Source organism: Rhizobium sophoriradicis (assembly GCF_003939025.1).
Lineage (GTDB): Bacteria > Pseudomonadota > Alphaproteobacteria > Rhizobiales > Rhizobiaceae > Rhizobium > Rhizobium sophoriradicis.
In genome coordinates, this window is the sequence record NZ_RQIH01000005.1 from 321,089 (window position 1) to 344,763 (window position 23,675).

The following is a 23,675-nucleotide window of genomic DNA, read 5'->3' on the forward strand; positions in this document are numbered from 1 at the left end:
TCATGGATATGCAGACCTCGTTTCTCGACCGGCTTTTCGAATCCGGCCTGCTGATCGATACGGGTATCGACGGGCTCTATGGCCGCAGCGGCCAGTTCGAAGAGGTGATCGCCGCGTTTGAGCGCCTTATCGACAAGGTCGGCGGCGGCGACGGTGCGGAGGCCATGCGTTTTCCGCCCGGCATGAACCGCGCCTTTTTCGAAAAGAGCGGCTACATGAAGAGCTTCCCGCAGCTGGCCGGCACGGTGCACAGCTTCTGCGGCAGCGAACTCGACCATGTGAGCCTGTTGCAATGCATGGAAGTCGGCGAGGACTGGACCAAGGGACAGGAAGCGACCGATATCGTGTTGACGCCGGCTGCCTGCTATCCACTCTATCCGACGGTCGCCAAGCGCGGCAATCTGCCGAAGACCGGCGGCCTCTTCGACCTGCAATCCTATTGCTTCCGCCACGAGCCGTCGAAAGACCCGGCCCGCCAGCAGCTGTTCCGGATGCGCGAATATGTCTGCATGGGCACCGAAGAGCATGTCACCGATTTCCGCCAACGCTGGATGGATCGCGGCGTCGAGATGATGAAAGCCGTCGGCCTCGAGGTGACGATCGACATCGCCAACGATCCGTTCTTCGGCCGCGCCGGCAAGATGCTCGCCAACAATCAACGCGACCAGAACCTGAAGTTCGAACTGCTGATCCCGATCACCTCGTCCGCCAATCCCACCGCCTGCATGAGCTTCAACTATCATCAGGACGCCTTCGGCACGAAATGGGGCCTCAACCTCGAGGACGGCAGTGTCGCGCACACGGCCTGTGTCGGCTTCGGGCTGGAGCGCATCGCGCTTGCGCTGTTCCACCATCACGGGCTTGACGTGAAGCAATGGCCGGCCAGCGTCCGGAAAACGCTGTGGGGCTGATGGGAGCGATGACATCGGTATTTTCGGGGATCGACCCGGAAACCTACCGGGCGCATGCGCTGCATTCCAGCGAGCGCGCCTGGCCGGAAACCAATTGTTATGTCGATCTCTGGATCGAGGTGCTGGCGACGTCGGGCGTTGCGCCCGAGGCGATGCTCGGTTTCACCCTGATCCAGGATTTCGAGGGCGACCAGTTCACCTTCTTCAAGGTGCCGCTCGAAGATCTCGAAGCGCTCTACGGAATCCGCGCCACCGAGCTTGCCATTTACGACCGTGTCGAACGCCATGTCGAAGTGCAGATCGCGCGGGGCCGGCTCTGCCTGATCGAGATGGATTCCTTCTATATGCCGGATACGCGCGGCACCGCCTACCGGCAGGAGCACGGTAAAACGACGGTGGCGATCAACCGGCTGGACGTTGCGGCCAAGCGCGTCGATTATTTCCACAATGCCGGCTATTTCCGCCTTGAAGGCGAAGATTTCGACGGGCTGTTCCAGCTGCAGCTGACGGAAAACGACCCGCCATTCCTGCCTTACACGGAATTTGCACGATTCCCGGAAAAGCCCGCCGATGAAGTGCATCTGCGCGCGACCGCGCGGCGGCTGTTCGGGGCTCATTTCAACAGGCGACCCAGCGAAAATCCGATCCGCGCCTTTGCAAGCGTCTTTCCGCAACAGGTGGAAGCGGTGGCTGAGCGGCCGTTCGGCTTTTTTCACAAATATGCCTTCAATACGCTTCGCCAGGTCGGCGCCAATTTCGAGCTTGCGGCCGATCACTTGGCCTGGCTCTCCCCGGATGAATTCGCCGCCGCCGCCGAGCATGCCAGGCGCATTTCGGACGCAGCGAAATCGGTGCAGTTCCAACTCGCCCGCGCCGTCGCCCGCAGGAGGTTCGAGCCGCTGCAGGCAGCCCTTGATCCGGCCGCCGATGCATGGGATTTGATGATGGCATCGCTTGCAGAGCGAATCTGAGGCCGGAGATCAGACCATGCGGGGGCGTTTGGCAAGCATCGGAGCCGAGGAAAGCGTGCTTTCCGAAGGCTGGAACCTGGTCCTGACGGAACCGGATGCCTGTGCGGTGCCGCACGACATTCCGCTCTCTGCGCAGTTCATTCCAGCACCCGTTCCCGGAACAGTCGCCGCGGCACTCGAAAGGGCCGGGCTTTTCGACCGGGAAAATCCGGAACCGCTGAACACGAAAGACGCCTGGTATCTCTGCCGGCTCTTCGATGCTGAGCCCGGCGAAGCGATCTTGCGTTTCGCGGGGCTTGCGACGCTTTGCCATGTGTTCCTGAACGGCCAGGAAATCCTGTTTTCCGAAAGCATGTTTACGGCGCACGAAATTCCGGTGACGCTTTCGGGCGGCGACGAGCTGGCGCTCTGTTTCCGGGCGCTCGGACCGCGTCTGTCGGAGCCCGGTCCGCGCGCGCGCTGGCGGCCGCAGATGATCACGCCGGCGGGCTTGAAAAATTTCCGCACGACGTTGCTCGGGCATATGCCGGGCTGGTGCCCCGATATCCACGCGGTCGGCCCGTGGCGGCCGATTTCGCTGGTGCGGCGCGATCCCGTCTCGATCGACAATGTCTCGATCCGCACCGTATTGGACGAGAGCGGCGTCGGCCGGCTCAGCGTTTCCCTGCACAGTAGTGCCGACAACCCTTCGATGCTGCTCCGTTGCGGCGGAATGGAGCAGCCGTTCGAAAAGGTCGGCGAGAATCATTACTCGGCTATCCTCAAGCTTGCCGACATCGAACCCTGGTGGCCGCACACGCATGGCGCTCCACGTCTCTACAAACTGACGCTGGTTTCCGATGGCGCCGAGTATTTGCTCGGCAGCACCGGCTTCCGGCGTATCGAGGTCGAGCGCGGCGATGACGGCGATGACTTCGCGATTCTCGTCAATGGCGAGCGCGTCTTTTGCCGCGGCGCGGTGTGGACGACGGCGGATGTCGCGCGCTTGCCGGGCGGACGGGCGGACTACGAGCCGTTCCTGCGTCTTGCCACTGACGCCGGCATGAACATGATCCGTATCGGCGGCACCATGGCCTACGAGACGCCGGATTTCTTTGCGCTTTGCGACGAGCTCGGCCTGCTGGTCTGGCAGGACTTCATGTTCGCCAATTTCGACTATCCGCGCAACGACAAGACTTTTCTCGGCCATGTACATGCTGAGGTCGAGGAATTCCTGCACGGCGTCCAGGCCTCGCCTTCGCTCGCGGTGCTCTGTGGTGGCAGCGAGATCCACCAGCAAGCGGCGATGCTCGGCCTGCCGACGGAATTCTGGAGCGGACCGGTCACCGACGAAATCATCCCGGCCATCGTTGCCCGCATGCGTCCCGATGTGCCCTATGTTCCGAATTCGCCCTATGGCGGCGCGATGCCGTTCTCTCCCAATTCAGGCATCGCCCATTATTACGACGTCGGCGCCTATATGCGGCCGATTGCAGATGCGCGCCGCGCCGATGTGCGGTTTGCCTCGGAAAGCCTGGCCTTCGCGCATGTGCCGCAGCAACGGACGCTGCGACGTCATCTCGATGTGCCGGCCGTCCACAGCCCGCTCTGGAAGGCGCGTGTACCGCGCGACCGTAGCGCATCTTGGGATTTCGAAGACGTTCGCGATCATTATCTGGAGCTTCTCTACGGTCTCGATCCGGCCCAGTTGCGCCGCGAAGATCAGGAACGCTATCTCGATCTCTCCCGCGCCGTCACCGGCGAAGTGATCGAGGAAACCTTCGCCGAATGGCGGCGCGAGGGTTCCGCCTGCAATGGCGCGCTTGTCTGGACGCTGCAGGACCTCATGCCCGGCCCCGGCTGGGGCGTGATCGATTCCACCGGTGAACCGAAGCCGGTCTGGTATGCGATGCGCCGTGCGTTCCGGCCGGTCCAGGCAATCTTCACCGACGAGGGAACCAACGGACTCGATGTGCATGTCGTCAACGAGACGGATGCCGACCTCGACGTGGAGCTCGAGGTCTTCTGTCTGCGCGACGGCAAGCAGCAGGTCGTCAGCGGCAACATGGCCTTCAAGCTGGCGGCAAGGAGTGTAGAGCGGTTTGCATCTACCGCGTTGTTCGGCGCCTTCTTCGATACGACCTATGCTTTCCGGTTCGGCCCGCCGGCCCATGATGTTAGCGTCGCGCGACTGCGCTCGTTGTCGGACGCCGTGGTTCTGGCCGAAAGCTTCCATTTTCCTTGCGGACGGCGCAACGCGCTACGCGACGCGGGCATCGAAGCATCGCTCGTCAGAGACGGTGACGACTGGTTCGTCGATCTTCGCACCGACCGGCTGGCGCAGTCAGTGCATATCGACGTCGAAGGCTATCGGGCCGACGACGACTGGTTCCATCTCGCCCCCGGCGTGATGCGTCGCGTGAAACTCCACGCCCGCTCCGGCACCGAGAACGATCTTCCGCCTGCGGGCGAGATCAGAAGTCTGGGCAGCTCACATCGCGTCATGCTCCAGGGCTGATGCTTCCGCCAAGAATAAATACCGACGCATTGAGAAAGATCCGTGGTTTGAGAACGATATACCGCTTTCTGCGTGCCCATCTCCTGCAGCGGCTGATCCCGCGCTCGCGTCTTGCCTTCAATCCGCGCAAGCCGGTGGAAGTCGTCGGCTATCTCTCGATGGCCGTCGGCGTCGGCGAATCGGCAAGGCTCTGCGCCGGTGCTCTGTCGGAAGCGGGGCGGGCGATTTCGCTTTCCGACGTCAGCACCCATCCAGACGAGAAGTCCTTTGCCGGCTGGATGCCGGCAGGTCTCTCCACTGAGCCGCCGGGGAGCCGGATCTGGCATCTCAATCCGCCGATGCTGCCGCGCGCCATTTTGAAGAAGGGCGTCGCGAATTTCACCCGCGCCTTCAACATCGGCAATTTCGCTTGGGAGCTCGAAGTCGTGCCGGCGGAGTGGCGCAATGCGATGCATTATATGAACGCCGTCTTCGTGCCGTCGGAATTCACCCGGCGGGCAATCGCCCCGCTGACCAAGGCGCCGGTCATCGTCGTTCCGCATCCCGTCACCGAGGCGCCGGCGACCGAAGGCATGCGGGAGAAGTTCGGCATCGAGAAGGACGCCTTTCTCGTCAGCTTCATCTTCAGTGCCGGCTCGTCGATCAACCGGAAGAATCCGCAGGCCGTGATCAAGGCTTTCAGGATATTTGCCACCGAAGCCCCAAGTGCCTTTCTGCTGATGAAGGCCAGCGGCGATGTGAACAAGGACGAAGGCCTGCGCGAGCTGGTTGCCTCGGTTGAGGGCGACAGCCGGATCAGGATCGTCACCGACAGGCTGTCGAACGCCGAAATCAACGGTCTCATCCGCTGTTCAGACGCCTATCTTTCGCTGCATCGTTCCGAGGGTTTCGGGCTGACGGTCGCCGAGGCGATCATGCAGCGTACCCCGGTTATCTCAACCGCCTGGTCGGCCACGGCGGATTTCTGCGATCCGGACAATACATGGCTGGTCGACTCAGCCCTCATTCCGGTGGTCGACACCCATCCCGAATTTGCCGGGCTCGCGGGCGCGGTCTGGGCGGATCCCTCTCCTGATGCGGCGGCCGCGCACCTGCAAGACATCTTCCGCGCACCCGAGCGTGCACGCGAGAAGGCCGAGAAGGCGCGGGAGTTCCTGCTGCGTTACCTCGCGGAAAACAGCTACGAGAAGGCGCTTCAGACGCTGGCGGCGATGCAGGCCAGCTAGTGTCACTCCCGCTTTATTTTAACATTTTCGCATTAGAAATGGTGGGTATCAGGCCTTAGGCCGAGCCTGGCGGATGGACGGATGTCGAAGGGTATTATCGCAAATTCGGTGATGAATGCGGCGGCAGGCATGCTGCTGTTGCTGACGGGCTTCGTCTCCTCGATCATCACGGCGCGTCTGCTTGGGCCGGAGGCAAACGGCATCGTCGCCTTCTCGCTGTGGCTGGTGATGACAGGCGCCTCGATCGCGGAGCTCGGCTCCAGCATCACGCTCCTGAAGACCATGCCGCAGCTTTCGGCGGAAGGTTACGATGAGCGCCGCCGGCGAGGATTTGCCGCCATCCTCGTCAGCTTCATGATGTTTTCGACTGTCGCGCTGCTGGCGCTCTACGCCCTGTTCTTTCTGACCTCCGAGGAGATGCACTGGGCCGAGACCGCGCCGTCCGTCGCTCTGGTCACCGGCGCGCTGTTCTTCGTCCAGGCGATCGGATCCTTCGTCAAATTCTACCTGATCGGCGAAAAGAAGCTTGGCGCCTTCTTCAAGCTGACCGTCGGCGTCTCGATCGTGCAGCTTGCCGGCGTTGCCGCCGGCGCCGTTTTCTATGGCGTCGAGGGGGTTCTCGTCGGTTATGCGCTCGGCCAGCTCGTGCTGTTTTTCGCCACACTGCCGATCCTGCTTGCGCGGCGCGACTGGTGCGGGGTCTCGCTGAAGTATCTCGCCTCGTCCTCCGTCATCCTGTCGATCCAGTTCATCATCGATTCCATCTTCCTCAACCGGCTCGAGCTGCTCTTCCTGCAGCAGTTCTGGTCGGTGGAGATGGTCGGTTACTACGCCGTCGGCCTGTCGATCGCTAATATCGCGCTGCAACTGCCGATCCAGATGACCGGCAGCCTGCTGCCCTACTATTCCGAGCGGCGGCATAACAGCGACGATTCGACCTTGCCGGTCGAAGTCTTCGCCGCCGTCACCCGCAGCATGGCCTATATCGTATTGCCGATGAGCCTCGGGCTTGCGGCGATCTCCAGCGAACTGGTGTTCGTCGTGTTCGGCGAAGCGTTCCGCCGCAGCGGCACGGTGGTGGCGCTGCTGGCGCTGGTGGCGCCCGCCTATACCTTCATGCAGATCCTCAGCCTCTACCTCCTGTCGATGGACAGGGCCCGCTCCCGCCTGAACATCAGTGTGATAGGTGGCCTTCTGATGGTAGTCGGTTGTTTACTGATCATACCTAGGCTCGCCGCCGAGGGTGCCGCGCTCGTGCGCATCCTCGTCTTCGTTGCAATGTCGGTGATGATGATCAGACAGACAGGATTCGGATCTCAGCTTTCGGGCCTTTACACGAGCCTGACGAAGGTGACGCTCGCTGCCGTGCTTTGTGCCTGCGGGGCGATTTCGGCGCTGGAATTCATACAGGGTCCGGCCGGCCTCGTTGCTGCAATCCTTGCCGGCACATTCTGCTATTTCGCCGCACTCCGCGTGCTGCGCGCCGTGCCGGCCGAAGATGTCGACGTCATGCGCGCCATTCTGGATAAGATGCCGTCGTTGCTCAAGCGGCCTGTGGGACACGCGATCAATTTCATCGCGCCGCGGCTTCCCGGCGATCCCGATCGCGCCAAGGTCGCGCCCGGCGAATTCTCGCTCGAACCGGCCGAGGGTGCCGGACGCAGCGCTGCCCTGCCTGTCGTCTTCGACGGCACGATCGGGCTGTTCATGCCTGAGAATCCCGTGGCGAAGAAACGTTCGGCCGCCGTCCTCTTCGTCAGCCCCTGGGGGTTCGAGGAGATGTGCAGCCGCAAATTCTTCCGCGTCGCCGCCGAGCATTTCTCCGATATCGGCGTGCCGAGCCTGCGCTTTCATTATCGCGGCACCGGCGATGCGCTGGATTTCGGCGCATTGCCGGCAAGACTGGAAACCTGGGAAATTTCGATCCGGGCGGCCGCGGCCAAGCTGAAATCGCTCACCGGCTGCGACCGTATCGTCTTGATCGGACAGGGCCTCGGCGCAACGCTTGCCCAACGCATCGGCTCTTCGATCGACGGCGTCGACAGCCTCGTCATGCTGGCGCCGGTGCTGAGCGGCCGGGCCTATCTGCGCGAACTCACCATGTGGTCGAAGATCATCGATGCCGATCTCGGCCTCGGCAAGGAGCATGTCCAGACCGCCAAGGTGCAAATCGCCGGGCTGGTCATGCCCGAGGAGATCGCCGGCGAGCTCGCCAAGCTCAACATCGCCTCGCCACAGGGGTTGGCGGCGTCCCGCTATCTGATCCTCGAACGTCCCGCCAAGGCCGACGATACCGGCTTTGCCGATGCGTTGAAGGCGCTCGGCGCCGATGTCGAGCAGACGGTTTTCGAAGGCTATGACGAACTCGTCACCAATCCGCTCTTCGCCAAGACGCCGATGGCTGTGGTCGCGCTGCTGACGACCTGGCTGGAGGGCGCCACGGTGGAGACGTCCGCCGCTCCTTCGCCGGTAGAAATCGAGAACCCGCCGCTGGCCGGCGATGGTTTTGTCGAAATGCCGGTCCGTTTCGGAAGCCATGATCACCTGGTCGGCGTCGTCAGCCGGCCGCCCGGCGAGATCAAGGGCAGTGCCGTGCTCTTCCTGTCGACGGCCTATGACCGGCATGCCGGCTGGGGGCGGACGACGGTTGATATGGCGCGCGAGCTTGCGCGCCAGGGCGTGGTTTCGCTGCGCTTCGATTCCGCCAATGTCGGCGACAGTCCGCCACGGCCCGATGCACCGGAGCAGGTGCTCTATTCCGATACGCAGACCGCCGATGCGGTCGCCGCGCTCGATCTGCTCGAAGGCATAGCCGCCGGCCCGTTCATGGTGGCCGGCCGATGCAGTGGCGGCTATGTCGCCTTCCGCGCCGGCGTTGCCGACGAGCGGCTGAAGGCCGTCGTGTCGATCAATCCCTTCGTTTATTACTGGGATCCTGAGATACCTGTGCGTAAGGAACATGTTGTCTCCGTTCCCCGCAGCCTTGATGATTACGGCCAGCGCCTGGCGCGGCTCGATACGCTAAAGCGGCTGCTGCGCGGCCAGGTGGACGTCGTCTCTGCGCTGCAGAACATGGTCATCGCTGCCGGTCGTCGTCTGTCCCCATGGATCGCGCCGCTGCTCGAACTGCTCCCCGACCGGCGCCACATCGCCCGCGAAGTCCGGCATTCCTTCGCTGAGTTCGGTAAGCGTAAGGTGCCGTTGACGCTGATCTACAGCGAAGGTGATGTCGGCCTCGATCACGTCTATTTCCACTTTGGACCGCGCGGCGCCAAGCTTTCCCGCTATCCGAACGTGCGGCTGCTGATGCTGCCGGACGCCGATCACAATCTGACGCCGCCGCAATCACGCAGGTTCGTGCTCGATGAGATTATCCGTCTCGCCAAAGCGTGACGGAATTTCAGGCTGGCAGGATCAGACCCGGTCGGCCGCGGCGACGTTCAGCGATCGATAAAGATCGACATAACGTCCGGCGACAATATCCCAGGAATAGCCGCGCGCGGCGTCGAGGAGCCCGGAACGAACGACGTCCGGTTGACGTGAAAGGCCTTCATAGGCCGCTTCGATCACGGTCGCGGCGGCCTCGGGATTGGTGAAATCGGCAAGCCTGATGACGGGATGCCGGTCGGCAAGCGTTGTGAAGGCATCGTTGGCATTCAGCACCGGCAGAAGGCCGGCGCTCATCGCCTCCAGTGCCACTAGGCCGAAGCCTTCATATTCCGAGGCAGAGGCAAACAGCGAGGCCTCGGCAATGACGCGCCGAATGGCGTCATTGTCGGGCGAAACGTGCAGGGTGACGCGGCCGGAAAGGTCCCGGCCTTCGATCGCGGCTTCGACATCGGCCCGGTTCAAGTCGGATTCGGCCCCGACGATGTCGAGATGCCAATCCGGGTCACGGGTTTTCAGCACGGCCATTGCATCGAGCAAATGCTCCAACCGCTTGTTCACCGAGAACCGGCCGATGGTGACGATGCGGCGCTTTGCCCGACGCGACGCGGTGTCGGCGAATTTGCCGATATCGGCGCCATTTTCGATAAGCAGGCTGTCGGGTGCGATTTCGGAGAATTGCTTGAGATCGGAGGCGCTGCAGCAGACGAGCCGGCGGTAGGCCATCGCCGAAACACGGGTCAGGGTACGAAACCAGATCTTCTTGATCGCCGCGTATTTTCGTGTGTGGAAGAAGCCGCCATGGGTGGTGACGAGCATCGGCTTGCGATGCAGCAGCCTGCCCCAGGCGAGCGCGTCGAAGAAGAAATCAATGGCATGGACATGGATGAGATCGGCATCGGCGAGATGGCCGAAAACCTTGGGCGCCAGCGGATAACGGCTGCTGCCGGACCAGGGAATGCGCACCACTTCGATGCCGTCGATATCTTCGCGGGCCGGCAGCTTTTCCTCAGGCGCGGTGAACAGCGAGTTCAGCGTGACGACGCGAACGCGATAACCGCGCCGCACCGTCTGGCGGGCGAGATTGGCGACCACGTCTTCCAGGCCGCCGCGATTGGGCAGGAATTGACGCACGACATGGACGATCAGCGGGGCCGATTCCAACGTCGGCTTCTCGCGCACCCTATCTGCCTCGACGATCGCCATTTTCCACCTATCGCTGCGAGCGCCGCATCAAACGGACGCGGGACTCTTATAGCAACGACGAGCTATCTCAGGCGTTAAGTAGCGATTTAAGCGGCATGCCGAACGGCGATTCTTCGGTAAAAAGGTTAACCGCGTCTGACGGAGCTCAGAAGGCTTTGAAGGTCAGCGTCGTCAGCGAGCGGACGATGCCGGGAATATTGGCGATGTTGTCGTTGATGAACTTGCCGATATCCTGGCCTTCCTCGATATAGACCTTCAACAGCAGGTCGTAGTCGCCGCTGGTGGAATAGAGCTCCGAGACCAGTTCGGTCTGGTAGATGGCGTCGGCGACATCATAGGTCTTGCCGGGGGCGCATTGGAGCTGGACGAAGATCGGCTTCATGGGATTTCCTGCAGAGATTGTTTGGCTGATATAATGGTCGAAAGCGCCATGCCGATGCAAGCCGTTCCTCACGCAGCCGGATTGGCGGCGGCTTCCGCGACGATCCAGTCGCGAAAGGCGGCGAGCGGCGCATAGTCGGCGCGCTCGCGCGGAAAGGCAAGATAATAGCGCTCACGGCTCTCCATCTCCCGGTCGACGGCGGCGACAAGATCGCCGCGCCTGAGCTCCTCCTGCATCAGGAATGTCGGCAAGAGGGCGACGCCGAGACCGGCGATCGCCGCCTGTGCGGCAGTGGCGAACTGGTCGAAGAGCATGCCATGCACGCTTTCGAAGGACACGCCGTTGCCGGCGAACCACTGCTCCCAGGCATCCGGGCGCGTCGTCAGATGCAGGAGCGGAACGGCGAGCAGATCCTGCGGTTCCGAAATCCGGTGCTGATTCAGAAAGTCTGGGCTGCAGGCCGGCACCGTGCGCTCCGACATCAAAAAGGCGAGCTCGGCGCCGGGCCAGTGCGGATGGCCGAAATGGATCGCGGCATCGATCGAATCGAGGCGGAAATCGAAGGGTGAAAGCCGGGTCACCAGATTGATGGTTACGCCGGGATTGGCGGCGAGGAAGCGCCCGAGCCGCGGAGCCAGCCAACGCGTGCCGAAGGTCGGCAGGATGGCGAGATTGAGCGTGCCGCCATGCGGATTGGCGCGCAGGTTCAAGGAGGCGCTGGAGATGCGCCGCAGCGCTTCGCGGATTTCGCGGGCATAACTGTCGCCGGCAAGCGTCAGCCGCATGGTCTGGCGTTCGCGCAGGAAGAGCTCGACGCCAAGCTGCTCCTCCAGCGCGCTCACCTGGCGGCTGACGGCGCTCTGCGTCAGGTCGAGCTCGCGCGCGGCGGCCGTCACACTGCCGGTGCGGGCAACCGCCTCGAAGGCGGCGAGATGTGAAATCGACGGCAGAAACCGTCTTGAGCCAAGCATGTTCATTCCGTTTCAGAATGAGCTATTTCCGAAATAGCGATATTTCCGGCTTCGCAGCGGTTGTAAAGAGTTTCATCCTGCAAAAACGGAATGAGCCGGAGTTTTCCAGATGCCGCAAGCCTTCGTTTCCACTGACCGCATCCGTTCGCTTTTCACCGAGGCGATGTCGCAGATGTACCGGGCGGAGGTGCCGCAATACGGCACGCTGATCGAACTGGTCGCCGATGTGAATGCCGGCTGCCTCGAAAACGATCCGGAACTGCGCGAGCGCCTATCCCGGGCCGGCGAGCTCGAACGCATCGATGTCGAGCGCCACGGCGCCATCCGCCTCGGCACGGCGGACGAACTTTTCACCATCCGCCGGCTGTTTGCCGTCATGGGCATGCAGGCGGTCGGCTATTACGATCTCTCTGTTGCCGGCGTGCCGGTTCATTCCACCTGCTTCCGGCCGATCGACGAGGCGGCACTCAACGTCAATCCGTTCCGTGTCTTCACCTCACTGCTGCGCCTGGAACTGATTGAGGACGAAGGACTGCGCAGCGAAGCCGGAGCCATTTTGGCAAAGCGGCGCATCTATACGCCGCGCGCCCTCGCACTGATCGAGCGCCACGAGCAGAATGGCGGTCTGACGGAAGCGGAAGCGACGGAATTCGTCGCCGAGGCGCTTGAAACCTTCCGTTGGCACGGAGAGGCGACGGTCAGCGCCGAAACCTACAAGCGCCTGCACGACGCCCATCGGCTGATCGCCGACGTCGTCAGCTTCAAAGGGCCGCATATCAATCACCTGACGCCGCGCACGCTCGATATCGACGCGGTCCAGGCCCGCATGCCGGAACGCGGCATCACGCCGAAGGCCGTCATCGAAGGGCCGCCGCGCCGTCATTGCGATATCCTGCTGCGGCAGACGAGCTTCAAGGCGCTGGAGGAGGCGATCGTCTTTGCCGGTGACGCGGAAGCCGTTCAAGGGACGCATACCGCCCGTTTCGGCGAGATCGAACAGCGCGGCGTGGCGCTGACGGCCAAGGGCCGGGCGCTCTACGACCGGCTGCTCGCCTCGGTTCGCGGCGAGGTACAGGTCGGCGCCGGCGGCGCCAAGGCCGGCGCTTACGATCAGGAACTCGTCGATCGTTTCAAGGCGCTGCCGGACAGCTGGGACGAGCTGCGCAGGCAAGACCTGGCCTTCTTCCGTTATTCCGCCACGTCAGCAGGCATTGCCGCCGCGGTCAACGGCACGCTGGCCGGCGATCCGGAAGCGCTGATCGCCAAGGGTTACCTTGCCTTCTCGCCGATCGTTTACGAAGACTTCCTGCCCGTCAGCGCGGCCGGCATCTTCCAGTCGAATCTCGGTACCGATCAGCAGCAGAATTACGCCACGCGCTCGAACCGCGACGCCTTCGAGGCCGCACTCGGCGCCACCGTTCAGGACGAGCTGGCGCTTTATGCCGAGCGCCGGGCGGCATCGCTGGATGCAGCGATGGAAGCGCTCGGCCTTACCGGCCTGCAGCTGAAGACCGTTGCGTGAAATGCGCGCTTCAACGCTTCATCATATGGGTTAAACTACCGCGATTTCGTTCCGATCGGACTGAACCATGCTGAATGATCCGCGCTCCCACGGCCTCTGGGAAAAGACCGCAGCCGAACCGCCTGTCACCTCGCCTCTCGCAGGCGCGGTATCGGCCGACGTCGTCATCGTCGGCGGCGGCTACACCGGCCTCTCCTCCGCTCTGCATCTTGCCGAAGCCGGCTCGAAGGTGGTGTTGCTGGAGGCAAAGGAGATCGGTTTCGGCGGCGCGGGGCGCAATGTCGGCCTGATCAATGCCGGCATGTGGGTGATGCCCGACGATCTGCCCGGCGTGCTCGGTCCGCTGTATGGCGAACGCCTGCTCGAGCTGCTCGGCAATGCGCCGAAGCTGGTCATGGAACTGATCGACAGGCACGGGATTGCCTGCGAACTCGAACGCAGCGGCACGCTGCACTGCGCCGTTGGCGCCGACGGACTGAAGGAGATCGAGGCACGCGCGGCGCAATGGGCAGCGCGCGGCGCACCCGTGACGCTGCTCGATGCGGCGGAGACGGCCAAACGCATCGGCAGCGATGCCTATACCGGTTCGCTGCTCGACATGCGCGCCGGAACGCTGCAGCCGCTGGCCTATGCGCGCGGCCTTGCCCATGCCGCTGTCAAGGCGGGCGTTGTCATCCATACATCGAGCCCCGTCATCGCAACGGAGCGCAACGGCAGCCGCTGGACCGTGAAGACGAAAGGCGGTGAGGTCAGCGCGGACTGGATCATCGTCGCGACCGATGCCTATAGCACCGGCCCCTTCGAGCAGGTGCGCAACGAGCAGGTCTATCTGCCCTATTTCAATTTCGCCACCGTCCCGCTCGGCCACAATCTGCGCCAATCAATCCTGCCGGGGCGGGAAGGCGCATGGGACACCAAGGACATTCTGTCCTCCTTCCGCATGGATCAGGCCGGCCGTCTCGTTTTCGGCAGTGTCGGAGCGCTGCGCAATACCGGGCTTGCCGTGCACAAGGGCTGGGCCAAGCGCGCCTTGAAGCGGCTCTTCCCTGTCATCGGCGATGTCGAATTCGAATGCGAATGGTACGGCCAGATCGGCATGACCGACAATGCGCTGCCGCGCTTGCACAAATTTCAGCCCGGTGTCATCGGTTTTTCGGGTTACAATGGCCGCGGCATCGCTCCCGGCACGGTTTTCGGCCGGACACTGGCCGAGCATATTCTCGGCCGGCTCTCGGAAGCCGATCTGCCGCTGCCGCTAACCTCGCCCACCGAACCGAGCTTCCGGGCGCTCAAGGAATTATGGTACGAAGCCGGCGCTCAGGTCGCCCATTTCGCCGATGCCCGCTTCTGACGACAAGCGCTTCCGGGAAGCGGAACTCGCTTCTGAGAACAACAAGATTGGAACCACGACAATGACTATCGCCGTCCTCGATCTCGCAACCGAAACCGCCAAGCTGCTCGCCGAACTCGGCGTCGACGCAAGCCGCTATCACGGCGGCACGCTTTCCGTCACCTCGCCGGTAACTGGCAAGGAGATCGGCAAACTCAGAGAGCACACCGTTTCCGAGACGAAGGCGGCGATCGAAGAGGCGCATAAGGCCTTCCTCGAATGGCGTGCCGTTCCGGCGCCGAAGCGCGGCGAGCTGGTTCGCCTGCTCGGCGAGGAGCTGCGCGCCGCCAAGACGGCGCTCGGCCGTCTCGTCTCGATCGAGGTCGGCAAGATCAGCTCGGAAGGCCTCGGCGAAGTCCAGGAGATGATCGATATCTGCGATTTCGCCGTCGGTCTTTCCCGCCAGCTCTACGGCCTGACGATCGCCACCGAGCGTTCCGAGCACCGGATGATGGAAAGCTGGCATCCGCTCGGCGTGGTCGGCATCATCTCCGCCTTCAACTTCCCCGTCGCCGTCTGGTCGTGGAATGCAGCGCTTGCAATGGTCTGCGGCAATTCCACCGTCTGGAAGCCTTCGGAAAAGACGCCATTGACGGCGCTTGCGGTGCAGGCGCTGTTCGAGAAAGCCCTGAAGCGCTTCGTTGCCGAGGGCGGTACTGCGCCGGCCAATCTGTCGACTTTGATCATCGGCGGCCGCGAGGTCGGCGAGGTGCTGGTCGATCATCCGAAAATCCCGCTCGTCTCCGCCACCGGCTCGACCGCGATGGGCCGCGCCGTCGGTCCGCGCCTGTCGCAGCGTTTTGCCCGCGCCATCCTCGAACTCGGCGGCAACAATGCGGCGATCGTCTGCCCGAGCGCCGATCTCGACCTGACGCTGCGCGGCGTCGCCTTCTCCGCCATGGGCACGGCCGGTCAGCGCTGCACGACGCTACGCCGTCTCTTCGTGCATGAAAGCGTCTACGACCAGCTGGTGCCGCGCCTGCAGAAGGCTTACGGCTCCGTCACCATCGGCAATCCGCTCGAAACCGGCACGCTTGTGGGACCGCTGATCGACGGCCAGGCCTTTGAGAAGATGCAGGCAGCGCTTGGCGAAGCGACTTCGGCCGGCGGCAAGGTGACCGGCGGCCAACGCGTCGACAACGGTTCGGCCAATGCCTTCTACGTTCGCCCCGCGCTGGTCGAAATGCCCGATCAGACCGGACCCGTCGAGCACGAGACCTTCGCGCCCATTCTTTACGTGATGAAATACAGCGATTTCGACGCGGTGCTGGCCCTGCACAATGCCGTGCCGCAGGGGCTGTCGTCGTCGATCTTCACCAACGACATGCGCGAGGCCGAAACCTTCGTCTCGGCGCGCGGCTCGGATTGCGGTATCGCCAACGTCAATCTCGGCCCTTCGGGCGCCGAGATCGGCGGCGCCTTCGGCGGCGAGAAGGAGACCGGCGGCGGGCGCGAATCCGGCTCCGATGCCTGGAAGGCCTATATGCGCCGCGCGACCAATACGATCAACTACGGCAGCACGCTGCCGCTCGCGCAGGGCGTCAAGTTCGACGTCGAATAAGTGCATTTGCGAGAGAGGCGATGCTCACGCGGCGTCGCTTCTTTCGACTGCCGTGAGATTTATGCACGCTCGTAACAAGATATTGTGATGCTTGTTTCGAGGCGACCAAACTTGAAATAGCTAGTCAAGAAAAATATACGCCTCTTACCACCCTCGGGAAGCCAGGGTGACATTGCCATGGAGGCTATCTTGACTATTGCTCTTAACCGTTTTTCCCACGTGCTGGCGCTTGCCGCTTCGCTTCTCTCCGCCACGGCGCTCGCCGGCAGCGCCAATGCGCAGGATGAAGGCATCGTCGTCTACAATGCTCAGCACGAAAGCCTGGGCCGCGAATGGATCGATGCCTTTACCAAGGAGACCGGCATCAAGGTCACCATGCGCCAGGGCAGTGACATGCAGTTCGCCAACCAGATCATCCAGGAAGGCGACGCCTCTCCGGCCGATATCTTCCTGACGGAAAATTCGCCGGCGATGACGCTGGTCGACGGCGCAGGCCTCTTCGCGCCGGTCGAAAAGGAAACGCTGGATCAGGTTCCCGATCAGTATCGCCCGGCCGATGGCATGTGGACAGGCATTGCCGCCCGCACGACGGTTTTCGCCTATGACAAGACGAAGCTTACCGAGGACAAGCTGCCGAAGTCGATGCTCGACCTCGCCGATCCGGCCTGGAAGGGCCGCTGGGGTGCGGCGCCCGCCGGCGCCGATTTCCAGGCGATCGTCGCTTCGCTGCTGCAACTCAAGGGCGAAGACGCCACCAAGGCATGGCTGAAAGGCCTCAAGGACAATGCTACGCCCTACAAGGGCAACAGCGTCGCCATGAAGGCGGTCAATGCAGGCGAAGTCGAAGGTGCGATCATCTATCACTACTACTGGTTCGGCGACCAGGCCAAGACAGGCGAGAACAGCAAGAATGTCGGCCTGCACTACTTCAAAAACCAGGATCCGGGCGCTTTCGTCAGTGTTTCGGGCGGCGGCATCCTCAAGTCCACCCAGCACATGAAGGAAGCCCAGGCTTTCCTGAAGTTCATCACCGGCAAAGCCGGGCAGGCGGTTCTCAAGGATGGCACGTCTTATGAATATGCCGTCGGCAAGGATGCGGCCTCCAACGACAAGCTCACGCCGCTCGCCGATCTGGATGCTCCGAAGGTCGAGGCTTCGACGCTGGACAGCAAGAAGGTCGTGGAGCTGATGACGGCCGCCGGCCTGATCTGACACTTCTGCCGCAGGCTTGCAGCGGCCAAAACTATTGCTTTTGGCTCAAGAAAACCTTAGGGCATGACGAAATCCGGCAACCGTCCTCCAAAGGCGGTTGCCTTCCTTTTTCAGCGTGTGAAGGCATCGGCCTTGCTGCAGGACAACAGATTGCTCGCATCCGGTACCGAGGCGCCGGCCGCGCCGGGGACCATGCGAATGGTTTTGCCGCGCGGGAGCATGCCGCACGCGTCGGTCGTGCTCCTCGCCACCCTGGTCGCGCTATTCAGTCTCGTGCCGCTCGGCTTTATCGGCTGGATCACCTACCATGTCGGCTGGGAAACCGTGAAGGCGCTCGTCTTCCGGTCGCGCGTCGGCGACCTCCTCATCAATACGGTTCTCTTGGAATCGATCACCATTCCGTTGTCAGTCGCGCTGGCCGTGACGCTCGCCTGGCTGACCGAGCGGACCGATGTTCCTTTCGCCAGGCTGTGGGCTTGGCTGGCGATCGCGCCGCTCGCCGTGCCGGCCTTCGTGCACAGCTATGCCTGGGTCAGCCTCATTCCCGGCATGCGCGGCCTACAGAGCGGCGTCTTCGTTTCGGTGATCGCCTATTACCCTTTCCTCTATCTGCCGGTCGCCGCAGCCTTGCGCCGTCTCGATCCGGCCATCGAAGATGCCGCGGCCTCGCTCGGCCTCAATCCCTGGCGTGTCTTCTTCCGCGCCGTGCTGCCGCAGCTGAGATTTGCCATCTGCGGGGGCTCGCTGCTGATCGCGCTGCACCTGCTTTCGGAATATGGCCTGTTCGTCATGATCCGCTTCGACACCTTCGCGACGGCGATCGTCGACCAATTCCAGTCTTCCTACAACAGTCCAGCCTCCAACATGCTCGGCGGCGTGCTCGTCGCCTGCTGTCTTTTCCTGCTTGGCCTCGAAGTGCTGCTGCGCGGCAACGAACGTTATGCCCGCGTCGGCGCCGGCTCGCCGCGTCCGGCCGATCGTCGGCGCCTCGGCTGGTTCATGGTGCCGGCCCTCTCGCTGCCCATCGTGCTGGCGGTGTTGACGCTCGGCGTGCCGCTGGTGACACTTGGGCGCTGGCTCTATCTCGGCGGCAGCGAGATCTGGCGTATCGAGGTTGCCAGCGCCTTCGTGCAGACGATCGTGCTCGCCCTTGCCGGCGGCGTGCTTGCGACGATTGCCGCGGCGCCGATGGCGTGGCTGTCCGTGCGTGCACCCGGCCGCTTGCAGCGCCTGCTCGAAGCCTGCCACTATTATGTGGGATCGCTGCCGGGTGTCGTCGTGGCGCTGGCCCTGGTGACGATCACCGTGCGCCTGATGCTGCCGCTCTATCAGACCTTCGCAACCCTGCTCGTCGCCTATGTGATGCTTTTTCTGCCGCGCGCCATGGTCGGGCTGCGCACCAGCATCTCCCAGGCGCCGGTGGAACTGGAGCGCGCCGCGATGGGTCTCGGCCGCACCCCCGGCCAGGCGGTGCGGCAGATCACCATGCGGCTTGCAGCGCCCGGAGCCGCCGCCAGCGTGGCTCTCGCCGCACTCGGCATCACCAATGAACTGACGGCGACGCTGATGCTTTCACCCAATGGCGTCGATACGCTGGCGACGAAATTCTGGTCGCTGACCAGCGAAATCGATTATGTCTCCGCCGCCCCCTACGCCTTCATGATGATCGTGCTGTCGCTGCCGCTCACCCTGACGCTCTATACGCAATCGAAACGGACCGCCGGCCAATGACGCTGCTTACGATCGAGAACATCAGCAAGCGTTACGGCCCGGTCCAGGCGCTGAAGGATATTTCGCTCGAAGTGCAGGCGGGCAGCCGCACCGCCGTCGTCGGGCCTTCCGGTTCGGGCAAAACGACGCTGCTGCGCATCATTGCCGGCTTCGAGCAGGCCGACGCCGGCAGGGTGACCCTGGATGGCGACGTGCTGGCGGACGGTCCGGCCGCGGTGCCGGCCCACAAGCGCGGCATTGGCATCGTCTCGCAGGACGGAGCACTGTTTCCGCATCTGAGCGTTGCCGAGAATATCGGTTTCGGTTTCGAGAAGGGGGCTGTGGATCGCGAGAAGCGCATCATCGATCTGCTCGATATGGTCGAGCTCGATCGCGGCATGCTGGCGCGGCGCCCGCACCAGCTTTCCGGCGGCCAGCAGCAGCGCGTTGCGCTCGCCCGCGCGCTCGGCCGCAAGCCGCGGCTGATGCTGCTCGACGAGCCGTTCTCGGCGCTCGATACCGGCTTGCGTGAAAACATGCGCAAGGTGGTGGCGCGCGTGCTGCAGGCAGCCGGCATTACCGCTGTTCTGGTGACGCATGATCAGGAAGAGGCACTGAGCTTTGCCGATCAGGTGGCGGTCCTAAGGGAAGGGCGGCTGATCCAGGCCGGATCGCCGCAATCATTGTATCTGCATCCCAGGGATCGCGAGACGGCGCTGTTCCTCGGCGATGCCGTGTTGCTGCCCGCCATCATCCGAAACGGCCAGGCCGATTGCGCCCTCGGCCGCGTCGCCGTCGACTGCAGCCGGCAAGGCAAGGCGGAGATCATGCTGCGTCCCGAACAGATCCGTGTCATCGCCGATGAAAGCGAACGCGATCATGGCGGACGTGTCGTCGAGGTGGAGTTCGGTGGCGCAGTCTGCACCGTTGCCGTCTCGCTCGATGGCGTTGCCCTGCCGCCGATCCGGATCAAGACCTCGAGCGTCGCCCTTCCCTCGCACGGCGATCTCGTTCGCCTCGATATCTCAGGCAAGGCGCATGTCTTCGAGCGGTAAAATCAGCCGAACTTGCGCACCACTTCTTCCGGCTCGATGCCTTCGAGCCAGCCGCCGGTAAAGCCGGCGCGCTCGAGGCCAAGGCGGAGGGTCGGCGATCGCCGCATCAGCTTCCAGATGAAGTCGGAGCGCTCGTTTTCAATGGTCATGACGACAAGACCCTGGTCGATGCCGACGGTGCGGTCGTCGACCCAGCCTTCCGGCCGCTTGGTCTTGACCGTCGGGTTGAAGCCGCCGGGAAAACCGCCCTCCAAGAGCAGATTCGGATAGCTGGTCAAAAGTGCCTTGGTGCCGTCGAGAGCCGCCTGCCGGTCGTAGGGCAGGCAGGCGAGGGCCGCCCAGGGCGCGATCGTCCCGTCATCCGGGCCAAGCGGGGCGCCGCGGGCGGCGTAACCCAGAACCTTCGGCTGTCGACCGCCGCGCATGCGCCGGGTCGGCGGCGGGCCATCGCAGGCGGAGAAGCCCCAGATATTCCTGTTATAGCCGACAAACTGGCCGGGATTGCGCTCGGCGTAATCGCGCTGGACGTTGATGACGACCTGGGTGTTGCGGAAATAATCCCAGTTGCGCTCCGCCATCGGCCTGTCCTGAATACCGCGGAAATCGATCCAGGCATGCGAGAAGAGATGGATGAACAGCGGGCCGGCATAGAGATAGGGCTGTTCGCCGTGCATCATCCAGGAATAGCTTGCCGTAAAGGCGTCGTAGCACGACTGCGGGATCGGATGCGTCGGCGATGCCAGCGCCAGGGCATAGAGGATGATCGCCTCGTCGAAGCCGTGATAGCGCCAGCGCAGAAAGCCCGATGAAGGCTTCCAACCCATGGAAATGGTGTCGCCCTTGTTCAGCGCCCAGCGCCAGTCGACGCGTTCGTAGATGAAGGTCGCTAGCTCACGGATTTCGGTCTCGGTCTCGTCCTGGCGATCGAAATATTGCGCTGATGTCAGGATGCCGGCAACGAGCAGCGCCGTGTCGATCGTCGAAAGCTCGCTGTTCCAGGCGCGGTTGCCGGTATCCATGTGCAGGAAATGGTAGAAAAAGCCGCGGTGGCCGGTCGCATGACGTTCCTCGCCCTGGCGCGCCTCGGCAAAGAAACGCAGCGTATTGACCGTGCGTTCGGCCGCTTCCTTGCGGGTGATCCAGCAACGTTCGACACCAACGGTATAGGAGGAAAGTGCAAAGCCGACGGCCGCGATGCTCGCCGGCACGCCGCCGATCGAGGTATCCGCCACCAGGCCATTCTCGGGATTGGAATATTTCAGGAAGTACTTGAATGCCGAATACTGCAACCTGTCGACCAGGGCTGCATCAATATCTTCAATCCGTTGCAGCATAGGCTCCTACCCAACTGTTGCATCGCCCCATGGTGGAACATGGGGGCCGTCCCACCGGCAAATCAAACCTTTTTGATTCGCAAGGATAAGAGAACACAAACGGCGGGTATTGGTCGTTAACAATTATCGGTGAAATAATATCTAGCATAAGTCATATAAGCGCTGCAGCAAAAGGGCGCGATGCGCCGCGGCGGCACAGCGCATCTCCAGCAATACTTGTTGCCTCGCAGCACCCTGCAGGGCGGCCGCTTATCGACCGATCGCAAAAAACCCATTCGCAAGTCGCTTGAGGGTCGCGGAGTCGTGCCGAACATTCTTTTGAGAAATCATCTCTCGCTGGCGTCGGTGAAATCTTAAGCCTGTGGCGATCGCGCGGAGAGGAAGACCTGCGGCTCGAAGGCAAAATCCCTGTCGAAAGGATATGTCGGATGCTGTTTGCGCAGCCGCGGCAGGCGTTCGACGAACTGATCGACCACACCCTCCGACAGCGCCATCAAGTTCGGATTGGCGATCGGCGCCAGTTCCGGCGAGAGATAGCCCGATTTGACGACGATGATTTTGGCCGCATGTGGGTCGAGGCCCAGCCGGGTGAAATCGACAATATTGTGGTAGGGCCGCCGTTTGGCCGACAGCACGAGATCGATGCCGCCGGTCGAAACCACCGCCTGACGGTCGGCCGGATCCGACGTTTCGTGCAGGAACCGGACGATGAAACGGGCAATCACCGGCTTGCTGCCCTGGGTATCGAGTGAAGCGCCGACGCTGAGTTCCAGCTCAGTACCCACGCCTGCGGCGTAACAGGCTTCGGTCGCCGCCTTGTCGGTGATGCCGGCGAAGACGACACCGCTGGCGTCTCCGGATATCAGCTCGGCCAAGACGTCGGCTCGGTCCCCGACGCCGCCGCCGGTCGGGTTATCGCCGGATTCGGCGAGCACGACAGGAGCCGTCGGGCTGGCGATGGCCCTCGCGACGCATTCCTCGACCGATCCCGTCTCGCAGCCGAAAACGAAGTCCTCGCGCGCATCCCAATAAGCTTTTGCCAGACGTCGGGCCTCACGCTCGAGCACGGCCCGATCGGTGCCGGTCATGATGGCGGCAGCCGTGGCGCGCGGTTCGTCGGCCCAGACGTAACCGACCATCAGCGACGCATCCCAGACACCGTCAATCGCATCGATTTCGGGCAGCATCGCATAGAGGCTCTTAGCCGGCTCATCGACGGTGCTCGTACGTTCGCCCGGCAGCACGACCGGGATCGGCGCCCAGAGAACAACCGGCTTCACGCCTGTTTTCAGGCTCTTTACCAGCATGGCGACCGAGCGGCGCATCGTCTCCTCGACATCGATATGCGGCGCCGTGCGATAGGTCGAATAGATGTCGAGCGCATCGATGATGCGTTGGGTGACATTGCCGTGCAGGTCGTAGCTTGCCGAAACCGTACATTGCTCGCCGACCAGCGCGCGGGCCGCACAGATCCAGTCGCCTTCGGCATCCTCCATGCCGTCCACATACATGGCGCCATGCATGGCGAGGTAGAGGCCGTCGAGCGGCAGCAGCGGCTTCAGGCGCTCGAGGAATTCGATCTTGAACGCTTCATAGGTGGCACGTGAAACCGGCCCGCCGGCAATGGCCCGGGCATGGATCGTCGGCAGGAATTCCGCATCATAGTCTCTGAGGAAGGCAAAGTAGGGCGACTCCAGCAGCCCCTCCCCGCGCAACACCCGAAAATCCCTCTCCTTGTTCAGCACGGGATTGTATGTGCTGCACTCGATATGAATGCCACCGACGGCAATGCGCATGAGAACCTCAGATGATGGTGGGAGCAATCGGGACGTTATGGCGGTACCGGCAGACCCGCGCCTTTCGAGGCCAGTGCCGCCTTCTGGTGTTCACGCATCATCTTGACATCAAGTGCGGGCGCACCGCAAGCGAATGGCTTGGCATCTTTGCCGGCATATCGGCCGTCCCCCAGCGCGGTCGAAACCGGCTGAACGCAAGACACGGGCGTAGACCCGGCAGCGCTTGAAGGCTCGGACAGGATAAGGCGGGCCTTATGCCGCGCCGATGAAGATCCTCGTTTGCCGAACTCGACCCAGAATACGCAAGATGCAATGTGCTCGACCCTGTTGTCCATCAGGAGTTGTGCCGCTCGGGAGGAGCGTCAAATGATCACGCATCGTCTTGCGGTGGGCATGGCCGTCAGCCTCGCCCTCGCGCCTGCCATCGTCCGCGAATACGGGCTTTTTCTCAAAGCCACGCGCATCGCGCGCTTTGACGCAGGTGTCGGCCACGGACTTTCCGTGCCCGCCAAACCGGTATGTGCGGGAGACGCCTCCTGACGAA

At 62.8% G+C, this 23,675-nt stretch carries 17 protein-coding genes; 12 read left to right on the forward strand and 5 right to left on the reverse strand.

The features are described from left to right. The first annotated feature begins 2 nt into the window (after window positions 1-2). The 5 genes from EFR00_RS10585 to EFR00_RS10605 all read left to right on the forward strand — a co-directional run bounded on the left by EFR00_RS10585 (window position 3) and on the right by EFR00_RS10605 (window position 8,998). A complete protein-coding gene (locus EFR00_RS10585; RefSeq protein ID WP_009994187.1) occupies window positions 3-911 on the forward strand; it encodes an amino acid--[acyl-carrier-protein] ligase in 909 nt (302 codons plus the stop codon). An 8-nt stretch (window positions 912-919) separates the two neighbouring features. Then, the gene (locus EFR00_RS10590; RefSeq protein WP_077992463.1) at window positions 920-1,882 is read left to right on the forward strand and encodes a DUF1839 family protein; all 963 of its coding nucleotides are present in this window, start codon (window positions 920-922) and stop codon (window positions 1,880-1,882) included. Window positions 1,883-1,898: 16 nt separating this feature from the next. Then, entirely contained in the window at window positions 1,899-4,379 is a 2,481-nt protein-coding gene (locus EFR00_RS10595) for a glycoside hydrolase family 2 protein (RefSeq protein WP_077992341.1), read from the forward strand. Window positions 4,380-4,426: 47 nt separating this feature from the next. Next, window positions 4,427-5,605 (forward strand): glycosyltransferase family 4 protein, encoded by a 1,179-nt coding sequence (locus EFR00_RS10600; RefSeq protein ID WP_077992344.1) that lies wholly within the window; start codon window positions 4,427-4,429, stop codon window positions 5,603-5,605. A gap of 81 nt (window positions 5,606-5,686) precedes the next feature. Then, the gene (locus EFR00_RS10605; RefSeq protein ID WP_077992346.1) at window positions 5,687-8,998 is read left to right on the forward strand and encodes an oligosaccharide flippase family protein; all 3,312 of its coding nucleotides are present in this window, start codon (window positions 5,687-5,689) and stop codon (window positions 8,996-8,998) included. A gap of 21 nt (window positions 8,999-9,019) precedes the next feature. On the opposite strand, the gene EFR00_RS10610 is transcribed toward EFR00_RS10605, so the two are convergent. The 3 genes from EFR00_RS10610 to EFR00_RS10620 form a co-directional block, all read right to left on the reverse strand. Then, window positions 9,020-10,198, reverse strand: coding sequence for a glycosyltransferase family 4 protein (locus EFR00_RS10610; RefSeq protein ID WP_077992349.1), 1,179 nt, complete (start codon window positions 10,196-10,198; stop codon window positions 9,020-9,022). A 145-nt stretch (window positions 10,199-10,343) separates the two neighbouring features. Then, the gene (locus tag EFR00_RS10615) at window positions 10,344-10,580 is read right to left on the reverse strand and encodes an Lrp/AsnC ligand binding domain-containing protein (RefSeq protein ID WP_003543721.1); all 237 of its coding nucleotides are present in this window, start codon (window positions 10,578-10,580) and stop codon (window positions 10,344-10,346) included. 68 nt (window positions 10,581-10,648) lie between these two features. Further along, window positions 10,649-11,557, reverse strand: a complete 909-nt coding sequence (locus EFR00_RS10620; RefSeq protein WP_077992353.1) for a LysR family transcriptional regulator — start codon at window positions 11,555-11,557, stop codon at window positions 10,649-10,651. A gap of 103 nt (window positions 11,558-11,660) precedes the next feature. Between EFR00_RS10620 and hglS the strand changes: the two genes are divergently transcribed. From hglS to EFR00_RS10655, 6 genes are all read left to right on the forward strand, one after another. Further along, entirely contained in the window at window positions 11,661-13,073 is a 1,413-nt protein-coding gene (gene hglS, locus EFR00_RS10625) for a 2-oxoadipate dioxygenase/decarboxylase HglS (RefSeq protein WP_077992355.1), read from the forward strand. Window positions 13,074-13,140: 67 nt separating this feature from the next. Beyond that, window positions 13,141-14,424 (forward strand): NAD(P)/FAD-dependent oxidoreductase, encoded by a 1,284-nt coding sequence (locus tag EFR00_RS10630; RefSeq protein WP_077992357.1) that lies wholly within the window; start codon window positions 13,141-13,143, stop codon window positions 14,422-14,424. A 61-nt stretch (window positions 14,425-14,485) separates the two neighbouring features. After that, window positions 14,486-16,024, forward strand: a complete 1,539-nt coding sequence (gene amaB, locus EFR00_RS10635; protein ID WP_077992465.1) for an L-piperidine-6-carboxylate dehydrogenase — start codon at window positions 14,486-14,488, stop codon at window positions 16,022-16,024. A 189-nt stretch (window positions 16,025-16,213) separates the two neighbouring features. After that, window positions 16,214-17,236 carry an iron ABC transporter substrate-binding protein gene (locus EFR00_RS10645; RefSeq protein WP_148102820.1) on the forward strand — a complete coding sequence of 341 codons (1,023 nt, stop codon included), beginning with the start codon at window positions 16,214-16,216 and terminating at the stop codon, window positions 17,234-17,236. A gap of 63 nt (window positions 17,237-17,299) precedes the next feature. Next, window positions 17,300-18,967: an ABC transporter permease gene (locus EFR00_RS10650; RefSeq protein WP_077992362.1), complete on the forward strand. Its 1,668-nt coding sequence runs from the start codon at window positions 17,300-17,302 to the stop codon at window positions 18,965-18,967. Then, entirely contained in the window at window positions 18,964-20,001 is a 1,038-nt protein-coding gene (locus tag EFR00_RS10655) for an ABC transporter ATP-binding protein (RefSeq protein ID WP_077992368.1), read from the forward strand. The genes EFR00_RS10650 and EFR00_RS10655 overlap by 4 nt, the downstream gene beginning before the upstream one ends. Before the next feature lie 2 nt (window positions 20,002-20,003). Here EFR00_RS10655 and EFR00_RS10660 read toward each other — a convergent pair whose 3' ends face one another. Next, a complete protein-coding gene (locus EFR00_RS10660) occupies window positions 20,004-21,335 on the reverse strand; it encodes a glucoamylase family protein (protein ID WP_009994018.1) in 1,332 nt (443 codons plus the stop codon). A gap of 353 nt (window positions 21,336-21,688) precedes the next feature. Then, complete coding sequence (locus tag EFR00_RS10665) at window positions 21,689-23,131, reverse strand: M81 family metallopeptidase (RefSeq protein WP_077992370.1); 1,443 nt, start codon at window positions 23,129-23,131, stop codon at window positions 21,689-21,691. A gap of 366 nt (window positions 23,132-23,497) precedes the next feature. On the opposite strand from EFR00_RS10665, the gene EFR00_RS32985 reads away from it, so the two are divergent. Beyond that, complete coding sequence (locus tag EFR00_RS32985; protein WP_009992105.1) at window positions 23,498-23,671, forward strand: hypothetical protein; 174 nt, start codon at window positions 23,498-23,500, stop codon at window positions 23,669-23,671. The last annotated feature ends 4 nt before the right edge of the window (window positions 23,672-23,675 follow it).